Annotated in this window: 13 protein-coding genes and 3 tRNA genes; 11 read left to right on the top strand and 5 right to left on the bottom strand. The window is 58.8% G+C overall.

Annotated features, from left to right (window positions below):
• Positions 1 to 18: 18 nt before the first annotated feature.
• Positions 19 to 426, top strand: coding sequence for a lactoylglutathione lyase (gene gloA / locus C1N62_RS09370; RefSeq protein WP_137763386.1), 408 nt, complete (start codon positions 19 to 21; stop codon positions 424 to 426).
• Between the two features lie 92 nt (positions 427 to 518).
• Positions 519 to 1,202: a ribonuclease T gene (rnt, locus tag C1N62_RS09375; protein ID WP_137763387.1), complete on the top strand. Its 684-nt coding sequence runs from the start codon at positions 519 to 521 to the stop codon at positions 1,200 to 1,202.
• A gap of 64 nt (positions 1,203 to 1,266) precedes the next feature.
• On the opposite strand, the gene C1N62_RS09380 is transcribed toward rnt, so the two are convergent.
• Entirely contained in the window at positions 1,267 to 1,608 is a 342-nt protein-coding gene (locus C1N62_RS09380; protein WP_137763388.1) for a Grx4 family monothiol glutaredoxin, read from the bottom strand.
• A 417-nt stretch (positions 1,609 to 2,025) separates the two neighbouring features.
• Here C1N62_RS09380 and C1N62_RS09385 point away from each other — a divergent pair, with 417 nt between their 5' ends.
• The gene (locus C1N62_RS09385; protein WP_137763389.1) at positions 2,026 to 2,811 is read left to right on the top strand and encodes a C40 family peptidase; all 786 of its coding nucleotides are present in this window, start codon (positions 2,026 to 2,028) and stop codon (positions 2,809 to 2,811) included.
• Positions 2,812 to 2,869: 58 nt separating this feature from the next.
• Here C1N62_RS09385 and C1N62_RS09390 read toward each other — a convergent pair whose 3' ends face one another.
• Positions 2,870 to 2,959, bottom strand: a complete 90-nt coding sequence (locus tag C1N62_RS09390) for a YnhF family membrane protein (RefSeq protein ID WP_137763390.1) — start codon at positions 2,957 to 2,959, stop codon at positions 2,870 to 2,872.
• 327 nt (positions 2,960 to 3,286) lie between these two features.
• Here C1N62_RS09390 and purR point away from each other — a divergent pair, with 327 nt between their 5' ends.
• Positions 3,287 to 4,312: an HTH-type transcriptional repressor PurR gene (purR, locus tag C1N62_RS09395; protein WP_137763391.1), complete on the top strand. Its 1,026-nt coding sequence runs from the start codon at positions 3,287 to 3,289 to the stop codon at positions 4,310 to 4,312.
• A gap of 30 nt (positions 4,313 to 4,342) precedes the next feature.
• Here the strand turns inward: purR and punR are convergent, their stop codons facing one another.
• Positions 4,343 to 5,251 carry a DNA-binding transcriptional activator PunR gene (punR, locus tag C1N62_RS09400; RefSeq protein WP_137763392.1) on the bottom strand — a complete coding sequence of 303 codons (909 nt, stop codon included), beginning with the start codon at positions 5,249 to 5,251 and terminating at the stop codon, positions 4,343 to 4,345.
• Between the two features lie 144 nt (positions 5,252 to 5,395).
• On the opposite strand from punR, the gene punC reads away from it, so the two are divergent.
• Entirely contained in the window at positions 5,396 to 6,598 is a 1,203-nt protein-coding gene (gene punC / locus C1N62_RS09405) for a purine nucleoside transporter PunC (RefSeq protein WP_137763393.1), read from the top strand.
• Between the two features lie 335 nt (positions 6,599 to 6,933).
• Positions 6,934 to 8,085: a cyclopropane fatty acyl phospholipid synthase gene (gene cfa, locus C1N62_RS09410; protein WP_137763394.1), complete on the top strand. Its 1,152-nt coding sequence runs from the start codon at positions 6,934 to 6,936 to the stop codon at positions 8,083 to 8,085.
• A 48-nt stretch (positions 8,086 to 8,133) separates the two neighbouring features.
• On the opposite strand, the gene C1N62_RS09415 is transcribed toward cfa, so the two are convergent.
• Positions 8,134 to 9,273 carry a glycoside hydrolase family 105 protein gene (locus tag C1N62_RS09415; protein WP_137763395.1) on the bottom strand — a complete coding sequence of 380 codons (1,140 nt, stop codon included), beginning with the start codon at positions 9,271 to 9,273 and terminating at the stop codon, positions 8,134 to 8,136.
• Positions 9,274 to 9,476: 203 nt separating this feature from the next.
• Positions 9,477 to 10,172, bottom strand: coding sequence for a riboflavin synthase subunit alpha (locus C1N62_RS09420; RefSeq protein ID WP_137763396.1), 696 nt, complete (start codon positions 10,170 to 10,172; stop codon positions 9,477 to 9,479).
• A gap of 202 nt (positions 10,173 to 10,374) precedes the next feature.
• Here C1N62_RS09420 and C1N62_RS09425 point away from each other — a divergent pair, with 202 nt between their 5' ends.
• The 5 genes from C1N62_RS09425 to pykF all read left to right on the top strand — a co-directional run bounded on the left by C1N62_RS09425 (position 10,375) and on the right by pykF (position 14,154).
• Entirely contained in the window at positions 10,375 to 11,748 is a 1,374-nt protein-coding gene (locus C1N62_RS09425; RefSeq protein ID WP_137763397.1) for an MATE family efflux transporter, read from the top strand.
• A 174-nt stretch (positions 11,749 to 11,922) separates the two neighbouring features.
• Positions 11,923 to 11,999 (top strand) — tRNA-Val (locus C1N62_RS09435).
• 27 nt (positions 12,000 to 12,026) lie between these two features.
• A tRNA-Val gene (locus tag C1N62_RS09440) sits at positions 12,027 to 12,103 on the top strand.
• Between the two features lie 15 nt (positions 12,104 to 12,118).
• A tRNA-Val gene (locus tag C1N62_RS09445) sits at positions 12,119 to 12,195 on the top strand.
• 546 nt (positions 12,196 to 12,741) lie between these two features.
• Entirely contained in the window at positions 12,742 to 14,154 is a 1,413-nt protein-coding gene (gene pykF, locus C1N62_RS09450) for a pyruvate kinase PykF (protein ID WP_137763399.1), read from the top strand.
• The last annotated feature ends 277 nt before the right edge of the window (positions 14,155 to 14,431 follow it).

Raw genomic sequence — 14,431 nt, forward strand, 5'->3', positions numbered from 1 at the left:
CTGTTATCAGAGGACTTTATGCGCTTACTCCATACCATGCTTCGCGTCGGTGACCTGCAACGCTCCATCGACTTCTACACCAAGGTATTAGGCATGCGTCTGCTGCGTTCCAGTGAAAATACCGAATACAAATACTCCCTGGCGTTCGTCGGCTATACCGAAGAGAGCGAAGGCGCAGTGATTGAACTGACCTACAACTGGGGCGTCGAGAGCTACGACATGGGGACGGCCTACGGCCACATCGCGCTGGGCGTGGATGATGTCGCAGCAACCTGTGACCAGATCCGCAATGCTGGCGGCAATGTGACCCGTGAAGCTGGCCCGGTCAAGGGCGGCACCACCGTGATCGCCTTTGTGGAAGACCCGGATGGCTACAAGATTGAGCTGATTGAAAACAGCCACGCTGGCAAAGGCCTCGGCAACTGATAGCTTCCCTGATCCTACGGGCGCGGCACGCCGTCGCCCGTCTTCTCCTGCGTATTGCCCTTCCCCTGCATCGGCCGCGAAAATTTGCCATAATGCGCGCTGAATTCGAACCTGATAAGAAACTGATGGCTGATAAAAGTGATCCCAACGCCCTGAGTGGCCGCTTCCGCGGGTTCTATCCCGTGGTGATTGATGTTGAAACCGCTGGCTTTAACGCCCGTACCGATGCCCTGCTGGAGATCGCCGCCGTGACGTTGCGCATGGACGACGACGGCTGGCTGACGCGTGATGAGGCGCTGCACTTCCATGTCGCCCCGTTTGAGGGGGCGGTGCTGCAACCGGAGGCGCTGGCCTTCAACGGCATCGATCCGCACAACCCGCTGCGTGGCGCGGTGAGTGAGTATGAGGCGCTGCACGCCATCTTCAAGATGGTGCGCAAGGGCATGAAGGAGCAGAACTGCAACCGGGCGATTATTGTGGCGCACAATGCCAACTTTGATCACAGCTTCCTGATGGCGGCCGCCGAGCGCGCCAGCCTCAAGCGCAACCCTTTCCACCCCTTCGCCACCTTTGATACCGCGGCGCTGAGCGGGCTGGTGCTCGGGCAGACGGTGCTGGCGAAAGCCTGCATCACCGCCGGCATCCCCTTTGACAGCGCCCAGGCGCACTCCGCGCTGTATGACACTGAGCAGACGGCACTGCTGTTCTGTGAGCTGGTCAACCGCTGGAAACGGCTGGGTGGCTGGCCGCTGGCAACGCCAGAAGCCGACGAGTAAAACAAAACGGGCGACCCTAGGGTCGCCCGTTTTCATTGCCACTGAGGTTGCCCCCGCGCCCGGATTACTGTTGCTCTTCCTGGGAACGGTGCTTCTCGGCGGTCTCTTTAATCAGCTGTTGCAGTTCGCCGCGCTGGTACATCTCTAGCACGATGTCACAACCGCCAACCAGTTCGCCATCCACCCACAGCTGCGGGAAGGTCGGCCAGTTGGCGTACTTCGGCAGCTCGGCACGGATGTCCGGGTTCTGCAGAATGTCCACATAGGCAAAACGCTCACCGCACGCGGACAGCGCCTGTACCGCCTGAGCGGAGAAGCCGCAGCTTGGCAGCTTCGGAGAGCCTTTCATGTACAGCAGGATCGGGTTTTCCGCGATCTGGGCCTGGATCTTTTCAATTGTCGTCATTGTCTTGCTTCCTCAAGCCATTGGCTGGCTATTACGCGTCACATCAAATCAGCAGTGGCCTATTGTAACGAGGGCGGCAACGGGATGAAAACACCATTTTTTGCAGGGTTTTCTTACACGCCCTAAATTCGTCGGCCTGACTGCTAACAATAATTAAACATATGTTAACAGTAACAGATCTGAACGATGAGGTTTATCGGAAAAACGCGTTGCCTCACTGTGCCGCCAGGCCGCTAACCGCTTGAGTTGCGGATAAAAGCAGCATATCCCCCCCCTGGTTTTCACTAATGAAAAAAGCTATTAACTTTTTCTGACAATATGAATTAGAATCAGGGGGTTTCATGCTTTTTTGTGCGGCAGGTTTCAGTAATACTGGGCCTCCATGGATGTTTGTCGGACACTTTTGGTAGCGTTGCCATGCGTTTACTCGTTACGCTTTTCGTTTTGCTTTTTACTCAGCTCTGTATGAATCTGGCGCATGCGTCGCCCCATGCGCGCACGTCGGCCGACCCCCGCAAGGGCCATGCCAGTGAGGCCAGGACGGATGACCGTAAAAAGCGCAAGCCGGTGAAAACCAGCGTAAAGAAAAAAGCCACCAGCCGCGATAAGGCTCAGGTGGTCAAGGTCACGACCAAAAGCGGTAAAACGCGCAAAACCGCCTCCACCCACCTGGTCAAGGTGACGCCGCCGAAAAAGGGCTACAAAAAAGGCTATGGCCGCCAGCGCCTGCCCGGCCACGAGGCCAAGGCCGTGGAGAGCGGCCCGCTGGCACTCAGCCCGGCGCATAAAAAGCGCTACCAGAAAGCCAAGCAAACGGCGATGACCAAGCTGATGAAGCAGGTAGGCAAGCCCTACCGCTGGGGCGGCACCTCCCCCACCACCGGTTTCGATTGCAGCGGACTGGTCTATTACGCCTATAAAGATGTGATGAAGATCCGCCTGCCACGCACCGCCAACGAGATGTACCACCTGCGTGATGCCGCACCGGTCAAACGTGGCGAGCTGGAGAGCGGCGATCTGGTCTTCTTCCGCATCGCCAACCGTGGCGCGGCCGACCATGTTGGCGTCTATCTCGGCGATGGCAAATTTATCCAGTCGCCGCGCACCGGCGAGGACATCCGCATCAGCTATCTGGACAATGACTACTGGCAAGACCATTACGTCGGCGCCCGCCGCGTGATGACCCCCAAGACCGTACGCTGACCACCGCGAAACAAAAAAGACGCCCAAGGGCGTCTTTTTTGTTTCTGGTGCAGGCGGGTTAGCCCAAAACAGCGGTAAAGCTAAAGGCAATGATCACGGTGAGCGCTGCCACGGTGGTGCATAGCGACAGTTTCAAATTGGTATCCATGTGTTCTCCTGAATAACGCACACAAAACCACAATGTTTGTATGAGTTCCCATATTCTCACATTATGGCAGGCAATGCCTATCGCGTTGTGATGCGCAACGGGATAATTTTCTGCTTCCCCTTTGCGCAAGAATAGGGGAAAATTCGCGGTTTACACACTGCGTACCCGGCCACGGCTGCAATGCCCCACCGCTCCCCAGCGAAGATGACCGTCCTCTCCCCCTAGAATTCACTGCATCTCTTACGGTGGGCAGAAGAATAAACGCAGGCAAACGATTAACATTATAGTTACGTGCTGTAACACGTACTTTCAGGAGTCACTTTTCCCATGGCCACGATTAAAGATGTCGCCAAACGTGCTGGCGTGTCCACCACCACCGTGTCACACGTTATCAACAAAACACGTTTCGTCGCTGAAGAGACGAAGGCGGCGGTCTGGGCCGCCATCAAGGAGTTGCACTACTCCCCAAGCGCCGTGGCGCGCAGCCTGAAAGTCAACCACACCAAATCCATCGGGTTGCTGGCGACCTCCAGTGAGGCCCCCTACTTCGCTGAGGTGATTGAGTCCGTGGAGAACAGTTGCTACAGCAAGGGCTATACCCTGATCCTCTGCAACTCCCACAATAACCTCGACAAGCAGCAGGCTTACCTGGCGATGCTGGCGCAAAAGCGCGTCGACGGCCTGCTGGTGATGTGCTCTGAGTACCCGGATCAGCTGATCGGTATGCTCGAGGAGTACCGCAACATCCCGATGGTGGTGATGGACTGGGGTTCAGCACGCAGCGACTTTACCGACTCCATCATTGATAACGCCTTTGAGGGCGGCTACATCGCAGGCCGTTACCTGATCGAGCGCGGCCACCGCGACATCGGCATCATCCCCGGCCAGCTGTCACGCAACACCGGCGGCGGCCGCCATCAGGGTTTCCTGAAGGCGATGGAGGAGGCGAATATTACTGTGCGCCCGGAGTGGGTGGTACAGGGTGATTTTGAGCCGGAGTCCGGCTACAAGGCGATGCAGCAGATTTTGGTGCAGAAGCAGCGCCCAACGGCGGTGTTCTGCGGCGGCGACATCATGGCGATGGGCGCCATCTGCGCCGCCGACGAGATGGGCCTGCGCGTGCCGCAAGACATCTCGGTGATTGGCTATGACAACGTGCGTAACGCGCGCTACTTTACCCCGGCGCTGACCACCATCCACCAGCCGAAAGAGCGCCTTGGCGAGAGCGCTTTTGCCATGCTGTTGGATCGCATCACCAGCAAGCGTGAAGACCCGCAGACCATTGAAGTGCGCCCGAAACTGGTGGAGCGTCGCTCCGTGGCCGATGGCCCCTACCGCGACTACCGCCGTTAATCGGCCAGCCGGGGCCATGCGCCCCGTTTTTTACTCCCCACGCAACCACTCCCGGTTCAAGGTTTCGCTGTCCCCCAGATAATCCAGCAGCCAGCTGAGCGCCGGCGAGGCGCGCGCCTGATCCCAGGTCAGGCAACAGGCGCTGTCCGGGAAGGGTTGCGCCAGCGTCAGCAGCACCAACTCTCCACGATCGATCAGCGGTTGCGCCATGTGCGCCGGAATCATCCCCACGCACAGGCCAGCCAGCAGGCAATCCAGCGCGCTGGTCCAGTCTGGTGCCACCAGCCGCCGTTGGTTATCCAGCGTCCAGGTATCGCGCTTCGGCAGGGTGCGGGAGGTGTCCTCCAGACAGAGGGCTGGCCACGGGCGTAACTGCTCATCCGCCAACGGGCCGGGCAGTTGTGCCAGCGGATGGGTACGGCTCACCACACAGCGCCACGGCAGAAAGCCCATGTCGCGGAAGCGGTAGCTGCCGCCCACCGGCACGGCGCGGGTGGCCCCAATCGCTGCATCCACCCGTCCATCCGCCAGCGCATCCCAGACGCCGTTAAACACCTCCGGCGAGATCAGCAGCTCCATATCGGGAAACTCGCGGTAGAAATCGAGCACTAGCTGCCGGGTGCGATCCGCACGCACCACCCGATCCACCGCCAGATTGAGCTGCCCACGCCAGCCATTGGCCGCCTGTTGGCACTGGCGACGCGCGGCCTGCATTTTTTTGATAACACCGCGCGCCTCCTCAATAAAAACCTGCCCGGCTTCGGTAATTGCTACATCACGGTGGCGGCGCTCAAACAGTTCCACCGCCAGCCACTGTTCCAGCTGGCGCACGGTGTAACTGACTGCCGAGGGCACCCGGTGCAGCTCCTGCGCTGCCGCGCTAAAGCTGCCGGTACGCGCCACGGCGTCCACCACCTCCAGCGAATATTCTGACCACATGGCGCGGCCCCCCTGTTTCTGCTTGCAAAATTTTTCACAGCATGGCGCAAATTTTAACGTTTCACAATGCCCCGGCTGCTCCAGTAGAGTGCACACCGCTATGCGTTTTTCTTATCACCTGCTAACAAACCATAGGGATTTGCTATGACCCACTCCCCTCTTTTCATGCTCTATCTGGCCGGACTGAGCGTGCTTGGCTTTTTGGCCACTGACATGTACCTGCCGGCCTTCGCCCAGATGCAGGCGGATCTTTCGCTGACGCCCAATGCCATCAGCGCCAGCCTGAGCCTGTTTTTGGCCGGTTTCGCCTGCGCCCAGCTGATCTGGGGGCCGCTCTCTGACCGCATCGGCCGCAAGCCCGTGCTGGTGCTGGGGCTGTTGATGTTTGCCGTCGGCTGCGCCGGGATGCTGTGGGTGCAGGATGCGCGCCAGCTCTGGCTGATGCGCTTTGTGCAGGCGGTGGGGGTCTGTTCGGCGGCCGTAAGCTGGCAGGCGCTGGTGGTGGAACGCTGCACGGGCGAGCAGGCGAAACGGGTGTTTGCCACCATTATGCCGCTGGTGGCGCTGTCACCGGCGCTGGCCCCGCTGCTGGGTGCCTGGCTGCTGAACCACTTTGGCTGGCGCGCCATCTTCCTGGCGCTGCTCGCCATCACCCTGCTGCTGCTGGTGCCAACGCTGCGGCTCCAGCCTGCCAACCGGCCGGGCACTGATCACCCGGCCCCCAAGGTAGGGATGCTGGCGCTGCTCGGCTCCCGCGTCTTTAGCGGCAACGTGCTGATGTATGCCGCCTGCTCGGCAGGCTTCTTCGCCTGGCTGACCGGCTCGCCCTTCATCTTGCACGCCATGGGCTATGGCGCGGATGCCATCGGCCTGAGCTACGTGCCACAGACCTTTGCCTTCCTGATTGGTGGGTTTGGCTGCCGCTACGTGGTTAGCCGCCGTGATGGCAAGGTGCTGGTGCCGTGGCTGCTGGCTGGCTATGGCCTGAGCATCATCGCGCTGTTCCTGCTGGCCTGGCTCGCCACGCCGGGGCTGGCGCTGCTGCTGGTGCCATTTTGTGTGATGGCTTTGGCAAATGGCGCACTCTATCCCATAATTGTGGCTAACGCGCTGCTGCCCTTCCCACAAAGCACCGGCAAGGCCGCGGCCCTGCAGAACGCCCTGCAACTGGGACTCTGCTTCGTCGCCAGTCTGGTGGTGTCGGCCTTTATCAGCCAGCCGCTGATGGCAACCGTCAGTGTGATGCTGAGCACCGTGGGCCTGGCGTTGGCGGGCTACCTGCTCCAGCGTAATGCGCCGGCGCAGGCGGCCATCCGTCAGGAGCGGCATACTAACCAAACGGCATAATTGCCTTATTGAATAATCGCTTGATTATTCTTTGCGCCAGAAGGGATTGACTATTGAGTATCGTTTCTGGCGCGCCTATACTCTTTTTCAGTCGATAAAAACAACGGCTTTACAAAACTTTTATCAAGTCTTGGTGCGCGAGGAGTGCGCGCATTTTGTCAGGGATGATGCCCCGCTGCCCTGCCCCTGGGCCACCGGGATTCGTCCCACTTTCCTCTGTACATAGTCGAATATCAGATACGGCGGGTCACCCCGCGGGTTCTCGTATACGCCTGCAAATTGTCTATGCTTTTCCTTGCAGGTCATAAGTCAGAAGAAAAGGTGATGGAGAAGCTATGAGTTCATCGTGTATAGAAGATTTGAGCATTCAGGATAACCAGTGGTATCGCATTGCCCATGAGATGCTCAGCCAGGCGGATATCGAAATCAATGGCTCCCGGCCCTTCGATATCACCATCAATAACCCCGATTTTTTTAAGCGCGTATTGCAGGAAGGCTCACTGGGCCTTGGCGAAAGCTACATGGATGGCTGGTGGGAGTGCGAGCGGCTCGACATCTTCTTCCAGCGCGTGGTGGCCGCCGGTCTGGAGCACAAGCTGCCCCACCACCTGAAAGATACCCTGCGCATCGCTGCCGCCCGCCTGACCAACCTGCAATCCAAAAAGCGTGCCTGGATCGTCGGCAAGGAGCACTACGACCTTGGCAACGATCTCTTTACCCTGATGCTTGACCCCTACATGCAGTACTCCTGTGGCTACTGGAAAGAGGCGGAAACGCTTGAGCAGGCACAGGAGCACAAATTGCGCATGATCTGTGAGAAGCTGCAACTGAAGCCCGGCATGTCGCTGCTGGATATCGGCTGTGGCTGGGGTGGGCTGTCCGCCTTCGCCGCCCGTCACTACGGCGTCTCCGTGACCGGTGTCACCATCTCCGCCGAGCAGCAGAAGCTGGCCCAACAGCGCTGTGAGGGGCTGGACGTCACTATCCTGTTGCAGGACTACCGCGATCTGGACCAGCAGTTCGATCGCATCGTCTCCGTCGGGATGTTTGAGCACGTCGGGCCGAAAAATTACCAGACCTACTTTGACGTGGTGGCGCGCAACCTGCGGCCAGATGGCCTGTTCTTGCTGCACACCATTGGCTCGAATAAAACGGACATGCATGTCGATCCCTGGATCGACAAATATATCTTCCCCAACGGCTGCCTGCCGTCGGTCAAGCATATTGCCCAAGCCAGCGAGGGGCAGTTTGTGATGGAGGATTGGCACAACTTCGGCGCGGATTACGATCGCACGCTGATGGCCTGGCATGAGCGTTTCATCAAGGCGTGGCCGCAACTGGCGGAGAACTACTCCGACCGCTTCTACCGGATGTTCACCTACTACCTGAATGCCTGTGCGGGGGCCTTCCGCGCGCGCGATATCCAGCTCTGGCAGGTGCTGTTCAGCCCGCACGGCGTCGAGGGCGGGCTGCGGGTACCGCGCTAAACATGAAAAAACCGGCCAGGGGCCGGTTTTTTTTCGCCTGTACGCCGCTTAGAGATAGACGCGCAGATACTCGGAGAGGCAGAGGATCGCCATCGCCTGCCCATAGGGCATGGAAGTCAGCGGGATCTCGCGATAGAAGTCGAGGTCATTGCCCATCGCGGTGCCAAAGGAGACTTGGGTCAGCTCGCCCTGATCGTTGATGTGGCGCACCACCCCCTGTGCGGCGCGCAGCCCCATCTCCGCATACTGCTTGCCAACGTAGCGCTTGCGCACCGCCTTCATAATGCCGTAGGCAAAGCCAGCGGTGGCAGAGGCTTCCAGATAGGAGTTCGGGTCATCCAGCAGGGTGTGCCACAGGCCGGAGGCATCCTGATACTGTTGCAGCGCGGCGATCTGGCTCTCCAGCACCTGGATCAGGAAGCGGCGGGTGGCATCGTGCTCGGGCAGATCCACCATCTCCAGGAAGTCCGGGATGGCGACGGTCAGCCAGCTATTGCCGCGCGCCCAGCGTGCCTGCGCAAAGTTGTGGTTGCCCTCAAAGGTCCAGCCGTGGAACCAGAGGCCGCTCTGGCGATCCATCAGGTACTGGACATGGGTCAGGAACTGGAATTTCGCCTCTTCCACGTACTCCGGCCGATTGAGCAGCTTGCCAATCTTCGCCAGCGGCAGCACGCTCATCATCAGGGTGTCATCCCACAGCTGCTGGTGGTTCTCATTGTTGTAGACGATATGTTGCAGGCCGCCCTTCTCAGTGCGCGGCATCTCATACATCACCCACTCGGCCCACGCCTCCAGATAGGGCAGCCAGCTCTGGTTGCGCGTCTCTTCATAGCGGAAAGCCAGCGTCAGGAACGGGCAGACGGTGTTGACGTTTTTGGTCGGCATTGGCTCCTGCAGACGCGCGGCAAACCAGTCATCAATGATGGCGAGCGCCTGCGGGTCATTGGTCTGCTGGTAATATTTGTAGATGCCATACAGCCCGATGCCGTGCGTCCACTCCCAGCCCGCCCAGCCCTTGGTATCAATCACCCGCCCGTCATCCAGCCGCAGCAGGAACTCGCCGGTCTTGTCCTCGATATGGATCAAGTTGTCCGCCACCTGGTGGATCAACCGGCGCACCTCGTCACGGGTGATAAAGTAGTCGGGCTGGCGCAGCAGTTCACTATGTTTGACGGGAAATACGTTCATTTTTCACCTTTGCAAGAGAACGGGTTAGCAATCGCCGCAGTGTAGGCCAGCCGCCCGGCTATCGCCTTTGGCTGACTGCCAGCCCTGCGCGCGCGCTGGCAACGCCGGAAAGGGGTGGCGCGCGGGCCTCACAACTTTCACTTGGGCAAAAAAAGGGCATAAAAAAGCCCGGCGCAGAGGCCGGGCTTAAGGAGCGGCGGGCGTCAGGCTTTCGCCGGATCCTCGTCAGCCGCATCGGCATCGGCCTGCGCCAGATTCTCGCCGATGGCCTTGGCGGCCGCCATCGCGGCCTCGCGGCTGGCAAGCACGCGCTCCACGGTGTCCACCACCGCCTGAGTCTGCGGGTCAATCTCAATGTTGACCGTGTCCCCCAGACGCTTTTTGCCGAGCGTGGTGCGCTCCAGCGTCTCCGGGATCAGGTGCACGCAGAAGCGGTTCTTCACCACTTCGCCGATGGTCAGGCTAATGCCATCAATGCCGATGTAGCCCTTATGCAGGATGTACTTCATGTACTCCTCGTGGGCGATGCGGAACCACACCTGACGGTTGTTCTCAGAGGTGAGGATTTTGCTGATCTCGGCAGTGCAGATGATATGGCCGGACATCAGGTGCCCACCAATCTCATCGTTGAACTTCGCCGCCCGCTCCAGGTTGACCAGATCGCCCACCTTCAGCGCCCCCAGGTTGGTCAGGCGCAGCGTCTCTTTGATCAGGTCAAAGCTGACGCGGTCGCCCTCAATGGCCGTGACGGTCAGGCAGCAGCCGTTATGGGACACCGAGGCGCCCAGCTCCAGGCCCGGCAACAACTCCGGCGGGAGCTGCACCACGTGGGTACGGAAGTTCGGTTTTTCATCAATGGCAACCAGCGGCGCGGTGCCCTGTACAATACCGGTGAACATGCAAGCCTCTTCTCTTTTTTCCGGCGTAATCATTCCCCCCAGTGTGCCGCAGTTTGCCCGGCTTGCCAACTCAGCATCCGCCGCCGGGGGTTGCTTGCGGCGCGCAGGCAGGTACAATCCCGCTAACTTATTCTTAACACTTCATCCCTGCCGCCAGTGACGGCCGGCATTTCCCCCTCCCCATAATAAAAAAGGTGTAGTCGTGCAGAAGTATCTGATCGAAGCGCGCAGCTTGTTGGCCCTCGCCATTCCGGTAATCATTGCGCAAATCTCCCAGACCGCGATGGGGTTTGTCGATACCATCATGGCGGGCGCCGTCAGCGCCACCGACATGGCCGCCGTGGCGCTCGGCACCTCCATCTGGCTGCCCACCATCCTATTCGGCCACGGCATCCTGCTGGCGCTGACGCCGGTAGTGGCGCAACTCAACGGCGCGGGGCGGCGTGCCCACATCGCCCACCAAGTGCGCCAGGGCTTCTGGCTGGCGGGCGGCCTATCGCTGCTGGTGATTGGGGTGCTGTGGCACAGCGACCAATTGATCGGGCTGATGGACAATGTTGACCCGGCGCTGGAGGCGAAGGCGATCGGCTACCTGCACGCCATTATGTGGGGCGCGCCCGGCTACCTCTTCTTCCAGGTGTTGCGCAACCAATGCGAGGGGCTGTCGCGCACCCAGCCCGGCATGGTGTTCGGCTTCATTGGCCTGCTGGTCAACATCCCGGTGAACTACATCTTCATCTATGGCAAGTTTGGCGCACCGGCGCTGGGCGGCGTGGGCTGCGGCGTGGCCACCGGTACCGTCTACTGGGTGATGTTCCTGCTGATGAGCGCCTATGTGAAGCGCGCCTACTGGCTGCATGACATCCGCTTGCAGGGCGCGTTTGACAAGCCGGACTGGGCGGTGCTGCGCCGCCTGACGCAGCTCGGTTTGCCGATCGCTCTGGCGCTGTTTTTCGAGGTAACGCTGTTCGCGGTGGTCGCGCTGCTGGTGTCGCCGCTGGGGATTGTGTCGGTGGCTGGCCACCAGATTGCCCTGAACTTCAGCTCGATGATGTTCATGCTGCCGCTCTCCATTGGCGTGGCGGCGACCATCCGTGTCGGCCACCGGCTGGGGGAGGGATCGGCGGAAGGCGCGCGCACCGCCGCCCTCTCTGGCCTGAGCGTTGGTGTGGCGGTGGCGGTCTGCACCGCCATCTTTACCGTGCTGATGCGCGAGCGTATCGCCCTGCTCTACAATGAGAACCCGGCGGTGGTGGCGATGGCCAGCCAGCTAATGCTGCTGGCGGCGCTCTACCAGATCTCCGACTCGCTGCAGGTGATTGGCTCTGGCGTGCTGCGCGGCTATAAAGATACCCGCGCCATCTTCTTTATTACCTTTGTCGCCTACTGGGTGCTGGGGCTGCCAAGCGGCTACCTGTTGGCGCTGACCGATGTGCTGGTGCCACGCATGGGGCCGAGCGGATTCTGGTGTGGCTTTATCATCGGCCTGACCTTCGCGGCACTGATGGTGATGCTGCGGATACGCTGGCTGCAACGCCAGCCGACTGAGCAGATCCTGAAGCGCGCCGCCCATTAATGCAGCAATGCTCCCGGCGAGGATGGCCGGGAGCGCTGAAAAAAACAGCGGAGTGCGCACTCGCTCGGCAATCACGTGAAATATGGAAGAAAATTGCGTTTTTCCGCTTGCCAGCCACCCGCCGCGCCGTTAATATTCGTCCCCGTTGCCGGCACCGGCAATCAGAAAAACGATGCGTCCGTAGCTCAGTTGGTTAGAGCACCACCTTGACATGGTGGGGGTCGGTGGTTCGAGTCCACTCGGACGCACCAAATTTCTGGCAGGTCTTCTGATGTTGTGCGTCCGTAGCTCAGTTGGTTAGAGCACCACCTTGACATGGTGGGGGTCGGTGGTTCGAGTCCACTCGGACGCACCAAATCAGCTTCCCAATGCGTTCTTAGCTCAGTTGGTTAGAGCACCACCTTGACATGGTGGGGGTCGATGGTTCGAGTCCATTAGAACGCACCATTCTCGTTATCTCTTGTTCTCCCCTTTCCTATTTATCTCCATAAATTCAAACAGTTTACTCCGTTATTCTCTTCTGCGTATCTCTTGCTGCCCTGACACGCCCCAAGCCATTTTACGCCATTGACGCGACTGTTTTACCCTTGCTCAACAATCTGATCCCCCTTTCCTGACGGGTTGCGCAACTTCTTAAACGCAACTGCGCTATTTGCGTCACATTCCCTGCACTTTAATTGTTCAGCCTAGGCCTTTTCTGATTTTTGTTTTGTTTCCCCGTCGCTTACCCTCTATAATGCCTGCGTCAATTCAATTGAAAGGTTTCAGCGCCTTGAACTGTCGATACCTATTACAATTATCATCCCGACCCCTGCAACCGGCGTTTGCCCTGCCCGGCGCTGTCCCAACGAACATTTCCACCCTGAACCTGCTGCAATCGCCTACGCTTAACTATGTTTTGCAGCGCCCAACACCACTCAAATTCCGCGCTGGCGGCTCCGCAGCCAGCCCATTGCACTTTCCAATCCATCACAACTTGTAGAAACCATTGTCATGAAAAAGACCAAAATTGTTTGTACTATCGGCCCGAAAACAGAATCTGAAGAGATGCTGACCAAGCTGCTGGATGCCGGCATGAACGTAATGCGTCTGAACTTCTCCCACGGCAACTATGAGGAGCATGGCCAGCGCATCAGCAACCTGCGCGCTGTCATGGAAAAGAGCGGCAAGAAGGCAGCCATCCTGCTGGATACCAAGGGCCCGGAGATCCGCACCATGAAACTGGAGGGCGGCAAAGACGCCTCTCTGGTGGCGGGTCAGACCTTCACTTTCACCACCGATCAGGGCGTGATTGGCAACCATGAGCGCGTCGCCGTGACCTACTCCGGTTTTGCCTCTGACCTGAAAATCGGCAACACCGTGCTGGTGGACGATGGCCTGATCGGCATGGAAGTGGTCGAGGTTACCGAATCTGAGGTGATCTGTAAGGTGCTGAACAACGGCGACCTGGGCGAGAACAAAGGCGTGAACCTGCCGGGCGTCTCCATCCAGCTGCCAGCACTGGCGGAAAAAGACAAACGCGACCTGATTTTTGGTTGCGAGCAGGGCGTCGACTTCGTCGCGGCCTCATTTATCCGCAAACGCTCTGACGTCCTCGAGATCCGTGAGCACCTGAAAGCCCACGGCGGCGAGCACATCCAGATCATCTCCAAAATCGAGAACCAGGAAGGCCTGAACAACTTCGACGAGATCCTGGAAGCCTCTGACGGCATCATGGTTGCCCGTGGCGACCTGGGCGTGGAGATCCCGGTGGAAGAGGTGATCTTCGCCCAGAAGATGATGATTGAGAAGTGCAACCGCGCACGTAAAGTGGTCATCACCGCGACCCAGATGCTGGACTCCATGATCAAAAACCCGCGTCCGACCCGTGCGGAAGCAGGCGACGTGGCAAACGCCATCATCGATGGCACCGATGCGGTGATGCTCTCCGGCGAAAGCGCCAAGGGCAAGTACCCGCTGGAAGCCGTGACCATCATGGCAACCATCTGTGAGCGTACTGACCGTGTGATGCAGAGCCGCATCGACGTGCTGAATGACAGCCGCAAGCTGCGCATCACTGAAGCGGTCTGCCGCGGTGCGGTAGAGACAGCTGAAAAGCTGGATGCCCCGTTGATCGTGGTTGCTACCAGCGGCGGCAAGTCCGCCAAAGCCGTGCGTAAGTACTTCCCGCATGCCACCATTCTGGCACTGACCACCAATGAAACCACGGCTCGTCAGCTGATCCTGACCAAGGGCGTGATCACCCGTATCGTGAAAGAGATTGCCTCAACCGACGACTTCTACCGTATTGGTAAGGAAGCGGCGCTGGAGAGCGGCCTGGCACAGAAAGGGGATGTCGTGGTCATGGTCTCTGGCGCACTGGTGCCGAGCGGCACCACCAACACTGCGTCGGTACACGTGCTGTAATTTCGAACACGTTATTTCATCCTGCCAAAACGCCGCTTTCATGCGGCGTTTTTTTCATCATTCGCACGCCGATTTTCAGAATTTCGCTATTTTTTTAGCTGCTGAATAATTGAGACGGTTCCCATAGAAGCAGCATGTTTTCGCTGGTTTTTTTAACTTTTAAGTCAAATAAGATGCTTCTTTGAGCGAACGATCAAAATAAAGTGCTTCAGCCCCAAAAATTTATTCTCAACTCAAAAAACTTTGTGTAATACTTGTAACGCTACATGGAGATTAA

This window comes from Nissabacter sp. SGAir0207 (genome assembly GCF_005491205.1).
Taxonomy (GTDB): Bacteria; Pseudomonadota; Gammaproteobacteria; order Enterobacterales; family Enterobacteriaceae; genus Chimaeribacter.

Excerpts from the sequence above, each read along its gene's own strand:
- gloA (WP_137763386.1), top strand. The coding sequence starts at position 19 with ATGCGCTTACTCCATACCATGCTTCGCGTCGGTGACCTGCAACGCTCC.
- rnt (WP_137763387.1), top strand. The coding sequence starts at position 519 with ATGCGCGCTGAATTCGAACCTGATAAGAAACTGATGGCTGATAAAAGT.
- C1N62_RS09380 (WP_137763388.1), bottom strand. The coding sequence starts at position 1,608 with ATGACGACAATTGAAAAGATCCAGGCCCAGATCGCGGAAAACCCGATC.
- C1N62_RS09385 (WP_137763389.1), top strand. The coding sequence starts at position 2,026 with ATGCGTTTACTCGTTACGCTTTTCGTTTTGCTTTTTACTCAGCTCTGT.
- C1N62_RS09390 (WP_137763390.1), bottom strand. The coding sequence starts at position 2,959 with ATGGATACCAATTTGAAACTGTCGCTATGCACCACCGTGGCAGCGCTC.
- purR (WP_137763391.1), top strand. The coding sequence starts at position 3,287 with ATGGCCACGATTAAAGATGTCGCCAAACGTGCTGGCGTGTCCACCACC.
- punR (WP_137763392.1), bottom strand. The coding sequence starts at position 5,251 with ATGTGGTCAGAATATTCGCTGGAGGTGGTGGACGCCGTGGCGCGTACC.
- punC (WP_137763393.1), top strand. The coding sequence starts at position 5,396 with ATGACCCACTCCCCTCTTTTCATGCTCTATCTGGCCGGACTGAGCGTG.
- cfa (WP_137763394.1), top strand. The coding sequence starts at position 6,934 with ATGAGTTCATCGTGTATAGAAGATTTGAGCATTCAGGATAACCAGTGG.
- C1N62_RS09415 (WP_137763395.1), bottom strand. The coding sequence starts at position 9,273 with ATGAACGTATTTCCCGTCAAACATAGTGAACTGCTGCGCCAGCCCGAC.
- C1N62_RS09420 (WP_137763396.1), bottom strand. The coding sequence starts at position 10,172 with ATGTTCACCGGTATTGTACAGGGCACCGCGCCGCTGGTTGCCATTGAT.
- pykF (WP_137763399.1), top strand. The coding sequence starts at position 12,742 with ATGAAAAAGACCAAAATTGTTTGTACTATCGGCCCGAAAACAGAATCT.